Annotated in this window: 17 protein-coding genes, 1 pseudogene and 1 riboswitch; of the genes and pseudogenes, 7 read left to right on the forward strand and 11 right to left on the reverse strand. The window is 70.6% G+C overall.

Translation table 11 applies throughout. From position 1 onward, the window contains the following. Positions 1 to 72: 72 nt before the first annotated feature. The 6 genes and pseudogenes from ACFQVC_RS02455 to proP all read left to right on the forward strand — a co-directional run bounded on the left by ACFQVC_RS02455 (position 73) and on the right by proP (position 7,024). Positions 73 to 1,368 carry an ABC transporter substrate-binding protein gene (locus tag ACFQVC_RS02455; protein WP_381825886.1) on the forward strand — a complete coding sequence of 432 codons (1,296 nt, stop codon included), beginning with the start codon at positions 73 to 75 and terminating at the stop codon, positions 1,366 to 1,368. A 247-nt stretch (positions 1,369 to 1,615) separates the two neighbouring features. Next, positions 1,616 to 2,467, forward strand: coding sequence for a carbohydrate ABC transporter permease (locus tag ACFQVC_RS02460; RefSeq protein WP_381827058.1), 852 nt, complete (start codon positions 1,616 to 1,618; stop codon positions 2,465 to 2,467). Next, on the forward strand, positions 2,464 to 3,393 hold the full coding sequence (locus tag ACFQVC_RS02465) for a carbohydrate ABC transporter permease (protein WP_381825888.1): 930 nt from the start codon (positions 2,464 to 2,466) through the stop codon (positions 3,391 to 3,393). The genes ACFQVC_RS02460 and ACFQVC_RS02465 overlap by 4 nt, the downstream gene beginning before the upstream one ends. 35 nt (positions 3,394 to 3,428) lie before the next feature. After that, entirely contained in the window at positions 3,429 to 4,415 is a 987-nt protein-coding gene (locus tag ACFQVC_RS02470) for a hydroxyacid dehydrogenase (RefSeq protein ID WP_381827060.1), read from the forward strand. 17 nt (positions 4,416 to 4,432) lie between these two features. Beyond that, positions 4,433 to 5,302, forward strand: a pseudogene (locus ACFQVC_RS02475) (alkaline phosphatase family protein); the annotation flags it as partial. A 261-nt stretch (positions 5,303 to 5,563) separates the two neighbouring features. Then, positions 5,564 to 7,024, forward strand: coding sequence for a glycine betaine/L-proline transporter ProP (proP, locus tag ACFQVC_RS02480; RefSeq protein WP_381825890.1), 1,461 nt, complete (start codon positions 5,564 to 5,566; stop codon positions 7,022 to 7,024). Between the two features lie 53 nt (positions 7,025 to 7,077). Here proP and ACFQVC_RS02485 read toward each other — a convergent pair whose 3' ends face one another. From ACFQVC_RS02485 to ACFQVC_RS02510, 6 genes are all read right to left on the reverse strand, one after another. After that, positions 7,078 to 7,794: a polysaccharide lyase family protein gene (locus ACFQVC_RS02485; RefSeq protein ID WP_381825892.1), complete on the reverse strand. Its 717-nt coding sequence runs from the start codon at positions 7,792 to 7,794 to the stop codon at positions 7,078 to 7,080. Between the two features lie 63 nt (positions 7,795 to 7,857). Next, positions 7,858 to 8,571: a heparin lyase I family protein gene (locus ACFQVC_RS02490; protein ID WP_381825894.1), complete on the reverse strand. Its 714-nt coding sequence runs from the start codon at positions 8,569 to 8,571 to the stop codon at positions 7,858 to 7,860. A gap of 27 nt (positions 8,572 to 8,598) precedes the next feature. Continuing rightward, the gene (locus ACFQVC_RS02495; protein ID WP_381825896.1) at positions 8,599 to 11,031 is read right to left on the reverse strand and encodes a polysaccharide lyase 8 family protein; all 2,433 of its coding nucleotides are present in this window, start codon (positions 11,029 to 11,031) and stop codon (positions 8,599 to 8,601) included. A 242-nt stretch (positions 11,032 to 11,273) separates the two neighbouring features. Next, a complete protein-coding gene (locus tag ACFQVC_RS02500; protein WP_381825898.1) occupies positions 11,274 to 12,959 on the reverse strand; it encodes a hypothetical protein in 1,686 nt (561 codons plus the stop codon). A 276-nt stretch (positions 12,960 to 13,235) separates the two neighbouring features. Continuing rightward, positions 13,236 to 13,658, reverse strand: a complete 423-nt coding sequence (locus tag ACFQVC_RS02505) for an RICIN domain-containing protein (protein ID WP_381825900.1) — start codon at positions 13,656 to 13,658, stop codon at positions 13,236 to 13,238. Positions 13,659 to 13,965: 307 nt separating this feature from the next. Beyond that, positions 13,966 to 14,964, reverse strand: coding sequence for a dienelactone hydrolase family protein (locus ACFQVC_RS02510; RefSeq protein ID WP_381825902.1), 999 nt, complete (start codon positions 14,962 to 14,964; stop codon positions 13,966 to 13,968). Between the two features lie 219 nt (positions 14,965 to 15,183). Here ACFQVC_RS02510 and ACFQVC_RS02515 point away from each other — a divergent pair, with 219 nt between their 5' ends. Further along, complete coding sequence (locus ACFQVC_RS02515) at positions 15,184 to 16,449, forward strand: FAD-dependent oxidoreductase (RefSeq protein WP_381825904.1); 1,266 nt, start codon at positions 15,184 to 15,186, stop codon at positions 16,447 to 16,449. A 68-nt stretch (positions 16,450 to 16,517) separates the two neighbouring features. Here ACFQVC_RS02515 and ACFQVC_RS02520 read toward each other — a convergent pair whose 3' ends face one another. The 5 genes from ACFQVC_RS02520 to ACFQVC_RS02540 form a co-directional block, all read right to left on the reverse strand. Then, entirely contained in the window at positions 16,518 to 17,135 is a 618-nt protein-coding gene (locus tag ACFQVC_RS02520; RefSeq protein WP_381825906.1) for a TetR/AcrR family transcriptional regulator, read from the reverse strand. Positions 17,136 to 17,390: 255 nt separating this feature from the next. Then, positions 17,391 to 18,275 carry a bifunctional 5,10-methylenetetrahydrofolate dehydrogenase/5,10-methenyltetrahydrofolate cyclohydrolase gene (locus ACFQVC_RS02525; RefSeq protein WP_381825908.1) on the reverse strand — a complete coding sequence of 295 codons (885 nt, stop codon included), beginning with the start codon at positions 18,273 to 18,275 and terminating at the stop codon, positions 17,391 to 17,393. A 61-nt stretch (positions 18,276 to 18,336) separates the two neighbouring features. Continuing rightward, positions 18,337 to 18,428, reverse strand: a riboswitch (ZMP/ZTP riboswitch). 61 nt (positions 18,429 to 18,489) lie between these two features. Further along, complete coding sequence (locus tag ACFQVC_RS02530; RefSeq protein ID WP_381825910.1) at positions 18,490 to 18,912, reverse strand: acyl-CoA thioesterase; 423 nt, start codon at positions 18,910 to 18,912, stop codon at positions 18,490 to 18,492. After that, entirely contained in the window at positions 18,909 to 20,108 is a 1,200-nt protein-coding gene (locus ACFQVC_RS02535) for an acyltransferase family protein (protein ID WP_381825912.1), read from the reverse strand. Before ACFQVC_RS02535 ends, ACFQVC_RS02530 begins: the two co-directional genes overlap by 4 nt. Before the next feature lie 94 nt (positions 20,109 to 20,202). Further along, positions 20,203 to 20,874: a hypothetical protein gene (locus ACFQVC_RS02540; RefSeq protein WP_381825914.1), complete on the reverse strand. Its 672-nt coding sequence runs from the start codon at positions 20,872 to 20,874 to the stop codon at positions 20,203 to 20,205. Positions 20,875 to 20,969: the final 95 nt, after the last annotated feature.

Below are 20,969 nucleotides of genomic sequence, written 5' to 3' on the forward strand. Positions count from 1 at the left end.
CGCCTCTTCTTTCCCAAACTGCCGCGCGCAGTAGCTGCCCTGTGCAGTCCGAGGTCTCGTAGGAGCCGTGCCATGCCCCGCATTTCCCGAATAGCGCTCACCGCATCGCTTGCCTCCCTGACGCTGCTCGCCACCGCGTGCGGCGGTGGCGACGAGGGGTCGGGCAAGGCCGGCGCCGACGGCCCGGTCACGCTCACCTACTGGTCGGCCACCAACGGCGCCAAGGAGACCGTCGAGGCGTTCAACAAGAGCCAGAAGAACATCAAGGTCAGGTTCTCCCTGATCCCGGCCGGGCCCGAAGGTGTCACCAAGCTCTCCAACGCGGTGAAGGGCGGCAACGCCCCCGACGTCGCGACGATGGACTACTCGGCGCTGCCCGAGTACGCGAGCGAGGGCAATCTGGAGGACCTCAGCGAGGTCGCGGGCAGCACCGTGGAGAAGCAGTTCCCGGACAACATCAGGTCCCTGGTGAACCTCGGCGGCAAGACCTGGGCCGTGCCCTTCGACGTGACGCCGATCGAACTCTTCTACCGCAAGGACATCTTCAAGAAGCACGGCGTCGAGGTCCCCAAGACCTGGGACGACTACCGCAAGGCCGCCGAGAAGATCAACAAGGCCGATCCCGAAGTGAAGATCACCAACTTCGGCGGCGGCGACCCGGCGCTGCTCGCCGGCCTCTCCTGGCAGACGGGCGCCAAGTGGTACGGCACATCGGGTGATGCCTGGAAGGTCGACATCGACGGCGCCGCGTCCAAGAAGGTCGCCGCGTACTGGGACGGTCTGCTCAAGGACGGCCTCGCCTCCAAGACCCCGCTGTGGGGCGAGGGCGAGGCCAAGGAACGCGCCACCGGCAAGGTCGCCACGATCGTCGGCGCGGCGTGGAGCGCGGGGAACTTCTCCACCAGCTACCCCGACAGCAAGGGCAAGTGGGGGATCGCCCCCATCCCCACCTGGGACGGCAAGCCCGCCACCGGAATGTACGGCGGTACGTCGTTCGTCGTCCCCAAGGGCAGCGAGAACACCGAGGCCGCGGCCGAGTTCATCAAGTGGGTCACCACCGACCCGGCCGCGATGACGGCCCGTCTCAAGTCGCAGAAGACGCCGAGCAGCGCGCTGCCCGCGAACGAGGCCATGCGGGCCGTCGCCGCCAAGGAGTTCGACGGCTCGTACTTCCCCGGCCAGGACGTCTACAAGCTGGCCGGCGAGGCCGCCGACTCGATCGTGCCCGGCTGGACCTGGGGCCCGGTGCAGGCCAAGGTCATCCAGGCGCAGACGACCACCGGCGCGAACCACACGCGGGCCCTCACCGACGGGCAGAGCGCGGGCGAGAAGGCGGTCAAGGAGCGCGGCCTGAAGCTCACGAAGTGAGCACCACGCCCTCCTAGAGCCAGTCAGACCCGGAGGGCCCGGCGTCCGTGGGGGAAGTCCGGGCCCTCCGTATCTCCCGTCGACGGCCCAGGTCTCCCGTAGACGACCCAGGTCTCCCGTCAAGCGAAGGAGCCCATCGGTGGCCATACCGCTCACCAGCCATGCCAAGTCCCGTACCGCAGCGGGCGGTTCAGGCGGCGCCAGGTCGGCGCGGCGCCGCAAGGAACACGGGGCCGCCGCCCTGTTCATGGTCCCGTTCTTCGTCCTGTTCGCCGCCGTGACGCTCGCCCCGCTCGGCTACGCCGCCTGGATGAGCCTGTTCCGCGAGGAGTCGTCGGGGCTCGGATTCGGCGGCACGGAAAGGGTGTTCGCGGGGATCGGCAACTTCACCGAGGCGCTCACCGACCCGGCGTTCCTCGCCTCCTTCGGGCATATCGCCGTCTACTGCGTCCTCTACATCCCGGTGATGATCGGCGGCGCGCTCGCCCTGGCGCTCCTGGTGGACTCGGCCCTCGCGCGGGCCAAGCGGTTCTTCCAGATCGCCTACTTCATGCCGCACGCGGTGCCCGGCCTGATCGCCTCGCTGATCTGGCTCTACCTCTACACCCCGGGCCTGAGCCCGGTCACCGAAGCCCTGCAGGCCCTCGGCGCCGAATGGAACTTCTTCGGCACCGACGAGGCGCTGTTCTCCATCGTCAACGTCTCGGCCTGGCAGTGGATCGGGTACAACATGATCATTTTCTACGCGGGGCTCCAGGCCATCCCGCGCGAGACCCTGGAGGCGGCCACCGTCGACGGCGCGGGCGGTATCCGTACCGCCCTGAAGATCAAGGTGCCGATGATCCGCTCGACGGTCGTGCTGACCCTGCTCTTCACCTGCGTCGGCGCCATCCAGCTCTTCGACGCCCCCAAGCTGATCCAGCTGCGCGCCACGGAGCTCGGCGAGGAGTGGTCGCCCACCATGTACATCTTCTCGCAGGCCTTCCAGGGCCACGACTACGGCCTGGCCGCCGCCGCGTCCCTGCTGCTCGCCCTCTTCGCCGGCCTGCTCTCCTTCGTCGTCACCAAGCTCGGCAACCGGTGGAAGGCGGCCGCATGAGCATCCAGACCGCACCGAAGCCGGCCTCCGCACCGGAGACCGCCGAGCGCGGCACCGCCCTGGCCGCGCCGCAGCAACGCCCGCGCACGCCACGGCAGTTCACCTCGAAGGCCGTCGTCCACGGGATCCTGATCGTCTTCGCCCTCTACACCCTGATGCCGCTGACCTGGCTGCTCGTCGCGGCCACCAAGAACTACCGGGATCTGTTCGCCACCAACCCGTTCGCGCTCGGCGACTTCAACCTGTGGCACAACCTCACCGAGCTGTTCGCGCACAACGACGGCATCTACCTCCGCTGGATGGGCAACAGCCTGCTCTACACCGTCGTGGGCTCCCTGCTCTCCACGCTCATCTCGGTGGCCTGCGGCTACGCCTTCGACAAGTACCACTTCCGCGGCAAGGAGAAGCTGTTCGGGCTCGTCCTGGTCGGGGTGCTCATCCCCGCCACCGTCACCCAGCTGCCGCTGTATCTGCTCGCCTCCGAAGCCGGTCTCGTCAACACCTACTGGGCCGTCCTGATCCCCAGCCTGGTCAACCCCTTCGGCGTCTATCTGGCCCGGGTCTTCTCCGAGGGCTACGTGCCGGGCGAGGTCCTGGAGGCGGCGCGCGTCGACGGCGCGGGTGAGCTGCGGACCTTCGCCTCGGTGTCCCTGCCGATGCTCGCACCGGGCTTCATGACGATCTTCCTGTTCTCCTTCACCTCGGTCTGGAACAACTTCTACGGCGCCCTGATGATGCTCAACGACGAGCAGCTCTACCCCGTCAACCTCGGCCTGTACGCCTGGCAGAAGAGCGTCTACCAGCAGCCCGAGCTGTATCCGCTGGTGATCGTCGGATCCCTTGTCGCCGTTCTGCCGCTGATCGTCGCCTTCCTGTGCCTGCAGCGCTTCTGGCGCTCCGGCCTGACCGCCGGAGCCGTCAAGTGAGCCTCCCCGCACCGCGCCCCCGCACCGTGCTCGCCATGAGCGCGGAGACCAGGGACGCGGTGTTCGACGCCGTCGCCCTGCGCAGGCTCACCGAGATCGCCCAGGTGGACACCGGCCTGCTCGTCACCGACTTCGGTGTCCAAGTGCCCGTGCAGACAAGGCAGTTGCGCGAGGCCGACGTGCTGCTCACGGGGTGGGGCTGCCCGCCCCTCGACCGGGCCGCGCTGCGCCTCATGCCGCACCTGAAGGCCGTGGTGCACGCGGCCGGAAGCGTCAAGGGCCATGTGACAGAAGCCTGTTGGCGCCGCGGGATCGCCGTCACCACAGCCGCCGCCGCCAACGCCCTGCCCGTCGCCGAGTACACCGTCGCCGCGATCCTCTTCGCCAACAAACGGGTCCTTGACGGCGCCCACGCCTACCGCACCGCCCGCTCCCGGGTGAACCTCATCGAGCGCTTCCCCGGCGTCGGCAACTACCGGCGCACCGTCGGCCTGGTCGGCGCCTCCCGGATCGGCCGCCGTGTCATCGAACTCCTCGCCCCCTTCGACCTGCGGGTCCTCCTCCACGACCCCTATGTCACCGACGCCGAGGCCCGCGCCCTGGGCGCCGAACCCTGCGGCCTCGACGAACTCGTCCTGCGCAGCGACGTCGTATCGATCCACGCGCCCGAACTGCCCGCCACACGGCATCTGTTCGACGCCGCGCGGCTCTCCCTCATGCCGGACGGCGCCACCCTGGTCAACACCGCCCGCGGCTCCCTCGTCGACACCGCGGCGCTCACCAAGGAACTGCAGGCAGGGCGCCTGCACGCCGTGCTCGACCACACCGAACCGGAGGTGCTTCCGGCCGGCTCGCCCCTCTTCGATCTGCCGAACGTGCTGCTCACCCCGCACCTCGCGGGCTCCATCGGCGGCGAGCTGCACCGCCTCGCGGACACGGCCATCGACGAACTCGCGCGCTACGCCCAGGGGCTGCCGTTCCAGTACCCGGTCGACCCGCAGACGCTGTCCCACTCCGCCTGACCTCAAGGAGGGCTGCCGTGCCCCTGTCCGCATCCGAACGCCGCCGCCGTGTCCTCGTCGCAGGCATCGACGGAGTACGTCTCGACACCCTGCGGTCGGCGCCGACCCCGCATCTGGACGCCCTGGCCGCCGACGGCTTCCTCGCGCCCGTCACCGTCGAAGCGGGCACCCCCACCATGTCCGGGCCCTGCTGGGCGACCGTCGTCACCGGCGTGGGCATCGACAAGCACGCCGTGTGGAGCAATGACTTCACCGGCCACCGCCTGGCCGTCTTCCCCGACTTCTGCACCCGCCTGCACCGGCAGGACGGCCGCCGCACCTATGTCGCCGCGGGCTGGCAGCCGCTCCTCACCGTCGCGGACGGCGGCCCGCTGTTCCGCGAGCCGGCCCGGTCCTCCTTCGCCGCTGCCCGCGCCGACACCCCTGAGGCCTGGGAGGCGGCGGACGAGCAGATCACCGCCCAGGCGGCATGGGTGCTCGGTGAGGACGACCCGGAGGTCTCCTTCGTCTACCTCGGCGCGGTCGACGAGACCGGTCACGTCCTGGGCTGCGGCGCCGCGTACGAAGAGGCGGTCACCCGGGCCGACACACGGCTCGGGCGCCTGCTCGAAGCGATCCGCGGCCGGGACACATACGACCGTGAGGAGTGGACGGTCATCGTCGTCACCGACCACGGCCACCGCGACGAGGGCGGTCACGGCGGCCGCTCCGCCGCCGAGACCACCGCCTGGATCGCCTGCGCGGGCCCCGGCATCCCCGCGGGCGGCGAGCCGCTCGGCCCGCTGCGGCACCAGGACGTCGCCGCCCACGTGTACGCCGCGCTCGGCCGGGAACCGGACTCGCACTGGACCCTGGACGGACGCCCGTTCACCTGCGCGCCCAGAGCGGCGGCAGCCATCGGATAGCGGCCGGGGCGCTCGGTCAGGGAGCCGCGGGCGCTCGTGGTCAGGCGGCCGGGACGGCCCTCAGGCCGGGGACTTTGGTCCGTCTTTGCGGCGGAACGGGACGTAAGTCCTGAGGAAAACGGGCCGAATGCGCCGGACGACTGGGGACTTGCGGCAGCGCACGGCGCATGATCCGCTGCGGTATTTCTGGATCTCTGTACCTCTGTACAAACCTTTACATCCGTACGAGCCAGAGAGTCCGCCGTGCAGCAAGAAGAAGAGGTCGCCTACCCCGACCGCGAAGCGATCGGCCGCCACCGCGCCCTGTTCCGCGCAGTCCACCGGCGCAAGAACCCCCGGCTGCGCCAGAGCGACATCACCGTCACCGAGGAGCAGGCGGTCAAGCGGGCGGTGAAGGCGACCGCGCTCGGCAACGCCATGGAGTGGTTCGACTTCGGCGTCTACGCCTATCTCGCCGTCATCATCGGTCAGGTCTTCTTCCCCTCCGGCAACCCCACCGCGCAGACCCTCTCCTCGCTCGCGACCTTCGCCGCCGCCTTCCTGGTCCGGCCCATCGGCGGCATGGTCTTCGGACCGCTCGGCGACAAGGTCGGCCGTAAGAAGATCCTCGCGCTCACCATGATCATGATGGCCAGCGCGACCCTCGCGATCGGCCTCATACCCGGCTACGCCACCATCGGCATGTGGGCACCGGCCCTGCTGATCCTGTGCCGCATGGTGCAGGGCTTCTCCACCGGCGGCGAGTACGGCGGCGCGGCCACCTTCATCGCCGAGTACGCACCCGACAAGCGCCGTGGGTTCTGGGGCTCCTTCCTGGAGTTCGGCACCCTGATCGGCTACACGGCCGCGGCGACCCTGGTCACCGTCCTCACCATGACCCTCAGCTCCGACCAGATGCACTCCTGGGGCTGGCGCATCCCGTTCCTGGTCGCGGGCCCGCTCGGCCTGATCGGCCTGTATCTGCGGATGAAGCTCGACGAGTCCCCGGCGTTCCAGAAGCTGGAGGAGGGCGGCGGCCCCGGCGACGCCCGCGAGAAGAAGTCCTTCAAGGACTCCTTCCTCGGCCAGTGGCGCGCGATGCTGCTCTGCATCGCCCTGGTCGCGGCCTTCAACATCACCGACTACATGCTGCTGTCGTACATGCCGACCTACCTCACCGAGCTGGGCTTCGGCGAGACCGGCGGCCTGATGTCCATCGTCGTCGTGATGGTGATCCTGATGGCCCTGATCAACTCGGTGGGCCGGCTCTCCGACCGCGTGGGCCGCAAGCCGGTCCTGATGACGGGCTCCCTCGGCTTCGTCGTCCTCGCCATCCCGAGCTTCCTGCTCATCAAGCACGGCGGCACCTTCCCGGTCTTCGCCGGGCTGCTGCTCCTGGGCCTCGCCCTGGTCTGCTACCTGGGCGCGATGTCCTCCTCGCTGCCGGCGCTCTTCCCCACGGATGTGCGCTACAGCTCGCTGTCGATCGGCTTCAACATCTCGGTCTCGCTCTTCGGCGGTACGACCCCGCTGGTGGTCGCGGCCCTGATCAGCAAGACCGGCAACGACCTGATGCCGGCGTACTACACGATGCTCGCCGGACTCATCGGCTTCATCGCGGTCCTCGCGATGAAGGAGACGGCCCGCCAGCCGCTCGAAGGCTCCCCGCCCTCGGTGGCCACCGACGAGGAGGCCCGCGAACTGGTGGAGGCGCAGCGCGGCTGACCACCGCGCCACGCCCCTTCCCCTGCCCCTTCCTTCGGCGGGTTCCGGGCCGGTCAGTCCACGTCCCCGTAGGTCGTGCCGACCCTGAGCCCGTCGATCCAGTTGATGACGCGCTTGTCCTTGACCTCCGCGCCGTACGTGCCGAACCGGGTGTCATTGCCCAGGTCGTCCCAGGTACGGCCGGAGAACTCGGCGACCTTCGTCCCGTTGTAGAAGGCGGCGACCCACCCGCTCGACGCGTCGTCCGAGGTGTGTATCCCGAGCACGATCCGCTTGTACGTGCTGGTGGCCACGGGAGTGGACCACTTCAGGTGCCAGTTCTCGCCGGTGGTGATGTGGAACAGCTTGAGCTGCCCGCCCTCGACCTTCATGAGGACGGGGTAGTTCTGCTGGTGCTGGTCGTTGGTCCCGTAGGACTTCCACTGGAAGATCGTCCCGGCGTCCGGGGTGTTGGTCGAGGTGTCCCAGCCGATCCAGTACGTCGAGTCGTTCTTGAAGGTGTACCGGGACCCGCCGACGCTGATCCCGTGAGCCTCGCAACGCTCAAGACCCAGCGGCTTGTTGAACTTGAAGACCTGCCCGCGCCCGTCGTTGTTGTCCTGTGCGCTGACGCTGCCGGGCGAGTCGCAGAGCGTCGAGGAGAACACCCCGGTCCCGCCGGACGCGTCCCCGTCCCAGATGACGGAGGCTTCGGCGGGCGAGGCGGTGAGCAGGGCCAGGGCGGCCAGGGCGGGAGTGGCGCTCAGTGCGGTGGCTGTGCGGTTGCGCATGAGGGGACTCCTTTGGGGAGGAGGGAGGAGGGGCTCCGGTGTGGGGAGGGGCTCCGGTGCGCGCTACGGCGCCACGTCGGCGTAGGACGTGCCGACCTTCAGGTCGTCCACCCAGTTGATGGCCCGTGAGCCCTCGATCTCCGCTCCGTAGGTGCCCCACTTGGGCTTGTTGAGGGTGTCCCAGGTGCGTCCGGTGAAGCGGGTGGAGCCGTTGGCGAAGGTCTGCTTGGCGCCGTTGTAGGAGAACTCGATCCAGCCGCCGCTCGCCGAGTCGGAGGTGTGGATGCCGAGGGCGAGATGCTTCCAGGAGTCGGTGGCGACCGGCTTGGACCAGATCAGCTGCCAGACCTGGCCCTGCTTGATGTGGAACAGCTTCAGGACACCGCCCTCGATCTTCATCAGGACCGGGTAGTTCTGCTCGCTGTTGGGATACGACTTCCACTGGAAGACGGTCCCCGCGTCCGGGGTGTTGGTCGAGGTGGACCAGCCGAGCCAGTACGTCGAGTCGTTGGCGAACTTGTACTCGTAGCCGCCGGAGGTGCGGATGCCGCGCGCCTCGCAGCGCTTGAGGCCGATGGGCTTGTTGAACTTGAAGACCTTGCCGCGCGGGTGGTCCTCGGCCGTGAGGCTGCCGGGCGCTTCGCACTCGGTGCCGCCGAAGACGCCCGTGCCGCCGTCGGCGTCGCCGTTCCAGATGACGGCGGCGGAGGCCGGGGACGCGGCCAGGAAGCCGAGCGAGAAGACGATCGCGGGGAGGGTGCAGAGGCGTTTGCGCATGGGGGGATGGGGTCCTTTCAGGAGCCTTCAGGAGAGCCTGACCGTGACCTTGTGCGTCGTGCCGTTGCTGCCGCTGAGATCGCCGAAGGTGAGGGCGAGGGAGGAGCCCGGCGTGGCCGCCGTCACCGAAGAGGGCTTCGACAGGACCGACTTGACCGGGCGCTTCCACACCAGCTTCAGGCCCTTGACCGCGCGGTTCGGGTCGCTGACCGTGAGGACCGCCGTGCCGTCCCGCTTCTCCACGATCTGCACGCTCACCGGCGCGTCCGCACTGACCTTGCCGACCGTGCCGGGCTCCCAGAAGTTGACCCCTGTGAAGCCGAGCGACGGCACGCGCACGCCCTGCGCCTTCGTCGAGTTGGCGAGCGTCACCAGCCAGCCGGAGTCCAACGCCCTTGCCGCGGTGCGCAGTTCACTCGCGCCGGGCATGAGGATGTAGGAGTACGCGGCGTCCGACGGGTCCTTGCCGTGGTCGGCGGTGAGCGTCACGTAGCGCCGCTTGACCTCTTCGTCCGATCCGCCGCCGTTGATCGCCTTCCAGGTGCCGGTGCGCTCCTCGCGCAGGGTGGTGAGCTCGGTGCCGCCCGGGAAGACATAGCCCGCATGGCCCTTGAGGTGCGCCCACTTGGCGTCCACGGTGCCGTTCGCCTCGCGCACCCGGCCGTTGACGGTGAGCTGGGCCGTGCCGTCCTTGCCGAGGTTGCGGTTGTCGACCACCGTCTCGACGCCGGTGCCGTCGGCGGACGTGATGCCCGCGCCGAGGCAGACGACCGCGTCGTCCAGGAAGAACCAGGACTTCCTGGCCTCCATCGTCGAGGAGAGCCCCTTGAGGTACTGGGCGATCGTCGCGTACGTACCGTCGCTGGTGCCGCCCACCCAGGTCGAGTCGGGAGTGGCCGCGCCCCAGATGCCGCCCTCGCCGTCCGCGAGCTTCTTGAGCGACGCGGTGGTGCCGGGCAGCCGGTACGGGTCGACCGTGGGCCAGAAGCCGTCGCTGTACTGGCCGCCGTTCCCGTCCCCGGCCCACCAGTAGAGCATTCCCGAACCGGTGTGCCAGGCGCGGACGTTCTCGCCGTTGCCGTTCTCGTAGTACGTGATGCGCTTCGACGCCATCGAGACCGAGGCCGTGAAGGACTTGGTGCGGTGCACGGCGCGGTCCATGCCGGGGAACACCTTGTGGCCGAGCGGTTCGGACGCGGCCTTGACCGAGTCGTCGGCGAGCAGCGCGGTGGCGCGGGAGAGCGCGGGGACGGCGAGGGTGCGGCCCGACGACACCTGCGCATACCGGTCGCGCGCGAGCCAGCCCTTCGCCAGGCCCTTCCAGCGCGCGGCCTCCGCGTCACTCGCGCCCTGGGCGAGGACGAGGATCGAGCCGATGATGGCGTGGCCGCGCAGATGGTCGTCCTGCTGGATCTTGAGTACGTCGGTGGCGACGAGGCCCCTGCTGATGGCGCGGCCCGAGACGCCGTCCATCATCAGGCCGTCGTGCAGGAAGGGCGCGTACGCCGCTTCGACCGCGTCCAGGAACAACTGCCGCTTGGGGTCCGTCACTTGCCAGCTGGAGTCGCCGAGCAGACCGAGCAGCTTGCCGGTGCCGTCGATGAGGACGGCGCCGTAGGAACCGGTGTAGGGCACGTTGGTGTGCTGGATCAGGGAGCCGTCGGCGTACAGGCCGTCGCCGGTCGTGACATACGGGAAGGTGGGCGAGATGGCGTCGCGGGCGAGCGCCACCTTCGCGGCCGTGCCGTCGAGGATGCCGCGCAGGGCGAGCACCCGGCACAGGTCGATACGGTTGGCGCCGGTGCTGGTGCCGGTGTACTTCGCGACCTTGGAGTCCGGCACGAAGTGGTCGACCGCCTTGACCGTGGCGGAGATCTGCTCGGCGGAGAGGTGCTCGTGCATCAGGACCGCCACGTCGAGCAGCGACTGCGGGGCGCCTATCTCCCAGCTGTACCAGTTGCCGTAGGGCGCCTGGTTCTCGTTGTACACATCCTTGATGAGGTGGTCGTACGCCGTCAGGATCTTGTCCTTGACCGCGGCGTCGCCGGTGAGTCCCGTGCCGGGCTGGCAGTACGCCTCGGCCATGGTCCTCAGACGGGCGTAACTCTCCTGGATCTTCCCGGAGAAGGCATACGACTCCGGGTCCTTGTCGGGTTCCGGGTCCGCGTACACCGCGTCCGGCCATACGGAGCCCGCCGCCGGGGCCATCGAGTCGAGCCAGCGCTTGGCGGTGGTGCCGAGCGTGGCCAGCTTGGACTTGAACGGCTCGGCGGTGGGGCTGAAGCCTTCGCCGAGTATCAGCTTCCGCCACTTGGCGCGCAGGGCGGCGAACTCGTCGGCGGCCGCGGCCGGTTGGGAGGAGAGCGTGGCGGCGGTGACCGTGCCGGTGAGACCGAGGGCGAGCGCGGTGGCACCGGAGGTGGCGAGGAAGCCGCGGCGTGACCAGCGGGTCGTCGTCATGAGGGCTCCGAGGGCGTGGGAGGCGAAAGGGAGGTGGAGGGGAGGAGCAGGGAGGGGCGGGGAGGGGTGGGGGAGGAGTAGGGGCGTGCTCCTGGGGACTGCTGGGAGTAAGCGGTTTCTAACATGGAGGCGCTCAAACGCTCAACGGATTGAACCAAGTTGAGCGTTTCGATCGGTTCGAGGGGCGAGATGGGCCCTCTTTGAAGCCAGGTGGTCCCGCTTTGTGCGGAGAGGCGGCGCGGTCAGGGGCAGGTGCCGCGTCGTGCGGGCAGCAGCTCGATGTCCTCCGCGCGCAGCCGCACCGCGTGCCGCGTCGCGTCGCGGCCGCGTGCCGGGTCCGGGTCCCAGACCCACACCGTGTCGCCCTCGGGCTTGAAGGTCAGCACCGGGTGGCCCACGGGCGCCGGGCCGCCGTGGACCGGCAGTGCCTTGCCCTTCTCCAGCGGCCGTACGCACACCAACTCGCCCTGCAGGCCGTAGTAGGAGCCGGGCCGCTGCCCCGAGCGGGTGTCCCGCGCGGCGCGCTCGGCCGCGTCCGCCACCTCGTCGAGGGTGCTGGAGCCCAGCGTCACGGCGAAGACCGCGATGAGCAGCGGCGCGCTCCACGGTATGAGTCCGCCCGCGCCCATCTGCCAGTCGAAGTAGCGTGCCCAGCCCGTGCAGGCGACGAAGACGAGCGCGAGGCCCGCCGCGGTGGCGAGGGGTTCGAGCGCCGCGGCGTAGTGCCAGTAGAAGGCGATGTGCACGGAGTTCGCCGGTATGCCGAGGCCGTCCTCCAGATAGACGGAGTGCAGGAACGACCCGGCCCAGGGCAGCACGAACGGCAGCGGCGCCACGAGGACCGGGAGCAGCCAGTGCACATTGCGGCTGAACCACGAGTGCGCCACCGCGTGCCAGACGCCCAGGACCGTGAACACCACGAGCAGCGCCGGCAGCAGCGCCACCAGCTGGGCCGAGAGGCCGCCGGGACGTCTGCTGTGCCACAGGAAGCCGAGGAAGACGATGCTGCCGGTGAGGACGAGTCCGACCGAGAGCCGGAAGACCCAGGGCCTGGGTTCGTTCGACGTGGTCCAGCGGCCCACCGGCCAGACGAGGGCGGCGGCGGGCAGCAGCACGGCGAACCGCCACGGCGACGCACCCGCCGCGAGCACCATCCCGCACCCCGCCATGGCCACGACGAACGCCACCGTGAGCAGCAGATGCGTGATCAGCCGGCGCTGCGAGGTGTGCACGGCGGGCCGCGGCCCCACGGAGAGCCGCACATCGTGCGTGGCCGGGTCGAAGGGCTCGGCGCCGATGACATCGCGGCCGACGAGCTCGGCCCTGGCCCGCCGCTTGTCGACCTCCGGGTCGGGGTCGGGCGGCCCCGGCAGGAGCAGGGTGTGATGAGTGTCCGCGCCCCCGACGGCGATCCACTGCCGCCAGAGCCAGGAGCGCAGCGGGCCCGCTCCGGCGGGGGTGGTGCGGTGCACATGGACGACGGTGACATCCGGGGCGCGGACCGGCAGATGGAGCCAGGCGCGGCGCACCCACATCGCGATCTTGCGCTGCTCGGCGAGCCGGGCGGCCTTCTCGCGCACGGACCCGACCGCCGTCCGCTTCGCCCCGCGGGCGGCCACGTCGACGACGAGCACCGTGCACCGCGTCTGCGGTGTCACGCCGTCGCGCTCCTCGGCGGGCCGCACCGTCCAGCCGGGCTGCGCCGCGAGGGCCTCGGTGGCGCGGGCCACCTCGTCCGGGTCGTCGAGCACCTCGACGACCAGGCGCACACGACGGTTGGTGGGGACCGGGCGGGCGGCGTCAGCGGGCGGTGCCTGGCCGGTGTCCGGCGGCTGCGGTCCGTGCCCACCGCCGTCGGGCCGCCTCGGGGGCGGGGGCACGCCCCGGGTGCGCGCACGCAGGGACGACCAAGGGAAAGGACCCGCCATCCGCCCCTCCTCGAACCCCCGTCGAGACCCCCGTGACCTCGACGACAACATCGTGGCACGACCCACTGACAGAGGCACGGGTCGTGCCTGCCGTACGAGGACGGGGCGCGGGGCGTGCCTGCCGTACGAGGACGGGGCGTGGGGCGTGCCTGCCGTACGGGTGTGGGTACGCAACAGCCGCTGCCGCGCCCGGGTTTGGCGCGACAGCGGCTGTCGTACGAAGGCTCGCTCCACGGAGGGGTTGCTACGCGGAGGGTTCGCTGGACACAGGGTTCGCTACGCGGACTCGAAGGTCCACTTCTGCAGCTCGTCCCCGCGCCAGGGTTCCAGGGCGAGTTGGGCTCCCTGGGCGGGGCGCTGCAGGGTGAGCGTGCCGTCCATGTAGGGGAAGGCGAGGCGGAACATGTTCTCGCCGACCGGTTCGACGGACCACTTCACCGGCATGGGCTCGGACGCGATGAGCGGCGGGAAGATCCGCAGCAGGCTCAGGCCCATATAGGCCTCGCCCGCCTTGGACTTCAGGGTGAACTCGTTGACGCCGTTGACCGTGGTGATCTTCCACTTCTGGTTGTCACCCTTGGTCAGCTGCCAGCCGACGATGGGGGTGTTGGGCTCCGGGTTGGCCCCGTACAGGTCGATGTAGAGATCTTCTGCGGCGACGTTCTTGATCAGGTACTCGCCGTCGGGCAGGAGAGCCATGAAACCTCCAGGGAAGACGGTGATCCGTGATCCGCGATCCGCGATCCGTGATCTGCGTTCTGCGATCCGTGATCTGCGATCCGTGATCTGCGATGCGCGGGTGATCGCGGCTGATCGTGCGTCCTCACCTTAGGAGCGACCCGGCTTGTCCGGTAAGGAGAGGTTCAAGACGGAATCTCCCCCTCGATGTTGGCCGGTCCCGGTGCCTCAGCGTGCCCCGGCACCCCGTGCGGCACGGCACCCTGCTCCGACCCCGGCCGCGCGGCGCGAAGTCACGCCGTGCGGCCGGGTGAAAGGTGGGCGGAACCTAACCGTTGGGGCAGGTGTCGCGGTACTCACCGATCGCCGGGGACGGCTTCGGCGGCGGGCACAGGAACTGGTCGTAGCGGGTGTCGTCGTCCACGAACCGCTTGAGCCAGGCGATGCCGTACTTCGCCGTGGTGACGTTGGCGAGCGCGGGCGCCATGTGGTCGGCGCCCTTCATCTCCAAGTACGCCTTTTCGGGCGCGGACTTGAGGTTCTCGTAGAACGGCTCGGCGTGCATGGCCACCGGGGCGATGAAATCGGATTCGGCCCCGATGATCATCGTGGGGACCTTGTTCTGGTCCCACGCGCTGGTGGTGTGCCAGGGTGCGAGCGGGACGGCGGCCTGGATCTGCGGCCGTTTCGCGGAGGCGCGCAGGCTCGCGCCGCCGCCCATGGAGTGGCCCATCACGGCGAGCCGCTGCGGGTCGATGCGGTCCTTCACCGCGCTCTTGGTCGTCAAGTAGTCGAGCGCGGCGAGGAGTTGGTCGGCGCGGGCGTCGGGAAAGTCGAACGGCGTGTTGGTGTCGATGGTGATGACCACGAAACCCTGGGACGCGAGCCGTGGCCCGAGCCAGCTGATGAACGCCTCCGGTGACACGAAGCCCGGACTGACGGCCACGGCCCCGAAGGTGCCCTCGCTGGTGTCGGTGGGATAGGTGATCGTGCCCCGGTTGAAGCCCTGCCCGCTGCCCGCGGGTACGTCGACCTTCTGGACGGCGAACGGGCCGCGCTCGGCGGTGATGCTCTCCTCGGTGGGATCGGGGCCCCGTTCGTACGGGTTGGCCGCGTCGGCCCGGACCTGCGGCGGGCCCGCCAGGGCCGGCTGCGGAACGAGGACGGTCGCGGTGATCACGGCTGCCGCGGCGGTCCATAACCGGAGGCGGCCGTGGGCCCGGCTGCGTATTCGGCTGTGTGCCGGACCGGATGTCCGGCTCGGTATTCGGCTGTGTGCGCGGTGGCTGCTGCTACGGGAGCGCGCGCCGGTGTGGATGTGTCTCATGGCGCCACAGCGTGGCCTGCCGCCCGCGCGGACGCTGCTGCCTGAGCTGCCAACTCGGCTTGCGCTGATTGTTAGTTGGCGCGGGTGCGGGGCCGATGCCCACGGTGCCTGACCGATCGGTTAGATTGCTTACCACTCGGTCAGACAGGTGCTCGCCCACGGGTGAGTGATGAACAGCTGCTCGCCCGTGGGTGAGCGGTGAAGCGGGGAGGCCACGGCATGGCGCCGGAAGAACGCAAGAGCACGACGTGCTGCATCGTGGGCGGCGGGCCCGCGGGAATGATGCTCGGTCTGCTCCTCGCGCGCGCGGGTGTCGACGTCACCGTCCTGGAGAAGCACAAGGACTTCCTGCGCGACTTCCGGGGCGACACCGTGCATCCGTCGACCCTGCGGCTCCTCGACGAGCTGGGCCTCGGCGCGGAGTTCGCCCGGCTGCCCGCGCGGCGCCTGGAGGAGATGCGGATGCACATCGGCTCCGCCGTCGTCACCATGGCGGACTTCCGGCGGATGCCGGGGCGCGGCCGCCACAAGTACATCGCCATGGTCCCGCAGTGGGACTTCCTCACGCTCCTCGCCGGAACGGCCGCCGCCGAGCCCGCGTTCACCCTCCGCATGAGCACCGCCGTCACCGGTCTGACCACCGCGTCCGACGGCCGGGTCACGGGTGTGCGGTACGTCGACGAGAACGGCGCACCGGGCGAACTCGCCGCAGGCCTCACCGTCGCCTGCGACGGCCGTGACTCCGTGGCGGCGCGGGCGGCGGGCCTGCGCCAGAACCCGTTCCAAGTCCCCATGGACGTATGGCAGGTCAGGGTGCCCGCACCCGACCCGGGGGCCGCGGGCAGCGGCCGGGTCTTCGGCCACTTCGGCGCCGGACAGGTCGCCGTCACCATGGACCGCGGCGACTACTACCAGACCTCCTACCTGATCAAGAAGGGCACGGACGCCGCGCTGCGCCGCAACGACGTGCGCTGGCTGCGCGAGCGGCTCGGCCAACTCTTCGGCTGGGGCGAGGAGGTCACCGCCGCCGTCGGGTCCTGGGACGACGTGAAGCTGCTCGACGTCACGATGGGGCGGCTGCCGCGCTGGTACGCCGACGGGCTGCTGTGCATCGGCGACGCCGCGCACACCATGTCGCCGGTCGGCGGAGTCGGAGTGAACCTCGCCGTGCAGGACGCCGTCGCCGCGGCCCGGCTGCTCGCGCAGCCGCTGCTGAGCCGCGGCCGCGCCGGTGAGGACGTACTCGCGCGGGTACAGAAGCGGCGCACCCTGCCCACCGCCGTGACACAGAAGTCACAGCTCGCCGAGCACGAGATGCTGCTCCGTCCCGCCCTGGAGGGCACCCTCGACGGCCACCGGCTGCCGTTCCCCCTGCGCCTGGTGCGCCGCTCCCCGCTCCTGCAGGGGCTCGCGGCGTACGCGGGCGGCATGGGCGTACGACCGGAACACGCACCGGAGTTCGCGCGGCGGCGGGTGCAGGGGTAGGCACGGGCACGCGCGCGTGGGGCCGGCCCGGGCGCGTATGGGGGTGCGCATAGAGGGCGCCTGCCGCCTCAGCGGTCGATCGCGCGCAGCGTGAACTCCACCAGTTCCTCCACCGCCGCGTCCAGATCGAGGCCGGGGTGCGCGAGCCAGTGCGCGATCACGCCGTCGATCGCGCCGCCCACGGCCAGGGCGACCGTGCGGGGCTCGAACTCCCGGAGCAGGCCCGCGCGTTGGCCCGCCGCGAGAAGCTCGGCGAGCCCGTCCACACGGCCGCCGGTGTCATGCCGGCCGGGCGTCTTCAGGCGGGTGCCGTCCGCGTCGTCGAGCAGCACTTCGGTGATGACGCGGACGTGGTTCCGGTTGGCCTGCTGATAGCCCACCATGGCGCGCACATACGCGATCACCGCCGCCCGAGGATCGGGTGCCGCCTCCACCCGCTCCCGCACATACGCGGTGAACCGGCTGATGACGTGCTCGAACGCGGCCCGGGTCAGATTGTCCTTGGAGGAGAAGTGGTAGAGCACGGCGGCCTTGGAGAGGCCGGCCCGCTCGGCGATCGCCGCGAGCGAGGTGGCCGGATAGCCGCGGGTGGCGATCAGCTCGATCGTGCACGCGACGAGCTGCTCGCGGCGGGCGCGCTCGGTGAAGGTCGGCTCCGCGGACTGCGTGGCCCGGCGCGGGCTCATCGTGACTCATCTCCCCTGGTGCGGCCGGTTCCCGGCCGGGCATCCCCTGGGGGGAGCCACGGCCGGGACCGACCGTACACCGGAAGTCCCGGCCGCCCGAGGCCACGTCCGGCTGCCGTCCGGGGCCGGGGGACCGGCTCGCCGGGCTGCCGGAAGCACGGCCTTGGTCGAAGCCTTACGCCTCCGGTCCCGATCCCGGTTCTGGTCCTGGCCCCGGTCCCGTGCCCGGTCCCGGTCCCGGTCCCGGTCGAAGCCTTACGCTCCCGCGGTCACGCCCAGCTGCCGCTCCGCCGCGTCCAGGGTCTGCTCCAGGAGGACCGCGATGGTCATCGGACCGACGCCGCCGGGCACCGGTGTGATCAGGCTCGCGCGTTCGGCGGCCGCCGTGAACTCCACGTCGCCCACATTGCCCGGGTTGTAGCCGGCGTCGACCACCACGGCGCCCGGCTTGATGTCCGCGCCCTTGATGAACTCGGGCCGCCCCACCGCCGCGACCAGGATGTCCGCCTCGCGGACGAGCGACGACAGGTCCTGCGTGCGCGAGTGGCAGTACGTGACCGTCGCGTCCCGCGCGAGCAGCATCATGCCGACCGGCTTGCCGAGGATCGCGCTGCGGCCGACGACCACCGCGCGCTTGCCGGTGGGGTCCACGTCGTAGGCGTCGAGCAGGCGCATGATGCCGCCCGGCGTGCAGGACGCGAAGCCGGGCAGCGCGAAGCCCATCGCCGCGAACGACCGCATCGTCACGCCGTCGACATCCTTCTCCGGCGCGATCGCCTCGAACGCGGCCCGCTCGTCGATGTGCGGCCCCGCCGGGTGCTGCAGCAGGATGCCGTGCACCTCGGGGTCGGCCGACAGCGCGGTGAGGGTCGCGATCAGTTCCTCGGTGGTCGTCGCGGCGGGCAGCGGCACATGACGGGAACGGATCCCGGCCTTCTCGCACCGGTTCCGCTTCATTCGTACGTACGTCACCGACGCCGGGTCCTCGCCGACCAGGACGGTCGCCAGACAGGGGGTGGCGCCGGTGCGCTCGGTGAGGGCGGCGGCGCGGGCCGCGGTGCGCTCCGCTATCCGGCGGGCGACGGCGGTGCCGTCCATCAGCCGGGCGGAAAGGGCTGAGTCGGTCATGGGCTGCGTCATGGGCTGCTCCCGGGGTGATCGGCACATCGGCACATCGGCTGCAGCTTCGGCTGCTGCGGATGGTGATCGCCCAGGCGCGCGGCGGTGCGGACGGCGGACCGTCGGGCCGCTCCCCGGTGGTGCTCCACCTCAGCGCCAGTCACGGCCCGAGTCCAGGGTAGACGACGGCCGCCGGGGAGCGTCCGGAGGCCTGGTGGCCCCCGGAACCGGACGGCTACAGGCCGAAGAGCTCGGGGTTCGAGGCCAGCGCCCGGAAATACTCTCTCGGGTCGGCCACCAGCTTGCGCTGCTTCAGGTCGAGCAGCCCGCCGACCGCGGCTATCTCCGCCGAGACCGTTCCGTCCGCCTTGCGGACCGTCTGCTCGATCCGGAACGTCTTGCCCTCGCCCCACAGGAACGCGCAGTCCACCGTGACCTCGTCCCCGGCGAGCAGCTCGCGCCGGAAGCGGATCGTGGTCTCCAGGGCGACCGGGCCGACACCCTTGCCGACGAGCACGCTCTGGGTGACACCGGCGGCATGCAGCAGGGACCAGCGGGCGTGCTCGGCGTACTGCAGATACACGCTCTGGTTGAGATGGCCCTGAGTGTCCGTCTCATAGCCACGGACGGTCACGGGCACGGTGTAGGGCTTGGTCACGGTCTGCCTTTCGAAGCGGGCGTACGACCCGGGGCCGGGTCATCATGCCCAACCTCCTTCGCGGGGGCGGAATTCCGGAAGGCCCACTGCACCCGCGGCTCGACCAGCGGACGGAAGATCTTCCGCACCGGGAGCGTGCAGAGCAGGGCGATCACGGAGACCGCGGTGACCGTCACGGCGACCGCGCCGAGCGGGGTGTGCAGCCACGGGTGGTCGTACCAGTCCCAGAAACGGGCGGACTTGATCAGGAAACCGTGCAGCAGATAGCCGTACAGAGTGCCCGTGCCCAGGGCCGTGAACCAGTGGCGGCCGCCCGGCACCCAGGCCAGGAAGCAGGCGGTGAGCAGCATCGCGAGCACGAACAGGGCGGGGGTGGTGAGCAGACCGGCCCACGCGGGTACGCCGCGCCCGGTGACGTCGCCGCGGTGGTACAGCCAGCCCGCGTCGAACCACGGCGCCGCCCAGTACGCGGCCACGAGCGCGACGGCGGCCACGGGCAGCGCGGCGAGGCGCACCGCGCGGGTGCGCAGACGCTCGAAGTGCTCGGGTTTCAGGACCAGCCCGAGGACGAAGCAGGGCAGGAAGCCGAGGACGCGCTGCAGTGCCAGGTCGCCGCCGAGTGCCGGTGAGGCGGAGGCGACCACGGCCACGGCCAGGGCGACGGCCACCGGCCACCGGATCAGGAGCCACAGCGGGGTGGTGAGCCGCCAGATGAACAGGGCGAGCAGAAACCACATCACGTACCACGGGTCGAGCAGGCTGATCGGATAGCCCGGATCGTCCTGCGCCCAGCGGTAGAAGAGGGTGTACGCGACCTCGAAGACGACATACGGCACGGCCACGCTGGAGATGAGCCGTCGCACCCGGCCCGGGCCGAGGTCGAAACTCCGGGAGAAATAGCCGGAGATGAGGGCGAAGGCCGGCATGTGGAAGGCGTAGACGAGGAGATAGAGCGCGGTGGTGGCACGGCTGCCGTAGGTGAGCGGCTCCCAGGCGTGCCCGCAGGCCACGAGCACGATGGTCAGGTACTTGGCGTTGTCGAAGTAGGGATTGCGCGCGCCCTGTGCCGTCGCGGGCGCCGCCCCGGCCTCAGTGCTCTGCCCTGATTCCTTCCCTAACTTCCGCGCTGACTGCTGTCCCGTTCCCTGCTCCGTTCCCTGCTCCGATTTCTGGTCCGTGTTCTGCTCTGCCGGCATCTGTTCGCCGCCCCCGTTCGCCACGTGCCTTCTTCTGCTGCCCCCTCGGCTGCCCAGGGCGCGCGCGTGCATGCGGGCGCCGGTGTCACATGCTTCACACCCGTCTCGGTGAGGCCAGCAGGGAGCGTCCGCCGCCGCGCTCCCCGTACTCACCGACCTGCCAGCCGGCCTGCTCCAGGGCTGCGGCGCAGGTCTTGAGGTCCGTGCCGTGGGTGTCGGAACCGGCAGCGGGGTGCGCACCGGTGCGCGATACGACGCGTACCCCCACCGCCTCGGGCTGTGGGGTCGCGAAGACCTGGTACCCCGGGTTGCCGGGGGACGCGGGGTGGCAGTCGGCGGCCTCCAGGGCGAGGGCCGCGGCCTGCACCAAGTGGCCGCGCTCCCAGGCACAGGGGCGGTCCGTCGCCCCGTCAGGGTTGGTCATACGGCGCAGCTCGACGAGGCCCTGCCAGGCGCTGTGCACCTCGCGCCGGCGCACGGGACCGGAGGCGGGTCCGTCCGTCTCGGTGCCGGTGCGGGCGGCGAAGACACCGGCGCCGGTGTCGGTGGCGGGCGCGGCCGGTGGCGGCGCGGCGGTGCGGAGTTCGGCGCGCACCCGGTGTCCTGCCGGTGTCAGGAAGTGCGCACGCGGCGGCCGCGCGTGCCGGAACGCGAGCCCGAGCCGCACCAGACCCGCGAGCTGTGCCTCGGATCCGGTGACCCGCCCGGTCACGTCGTCCGCGGCGCCGATGATCCGCCGCTGCCCCGCAGTCAGCCGCCCACTCATCGCGCGCACCCCTTCCTGTGCCGCTCGTCCGCGCGTCTTCCCTGCCGCTCATCGCTGCTCTGTGCGCCCGCTTCGCCCGCCCGCCGTCGCGTCTC

The organism is Streptomyces monticola (genome assembly GCF_042665355.1).
GTDB lineage: Bacteria > Actinomycetota > Actinomycetes > Streptomycetales > Streptomycetaceae > Streptomyces > Streptomyces monticola.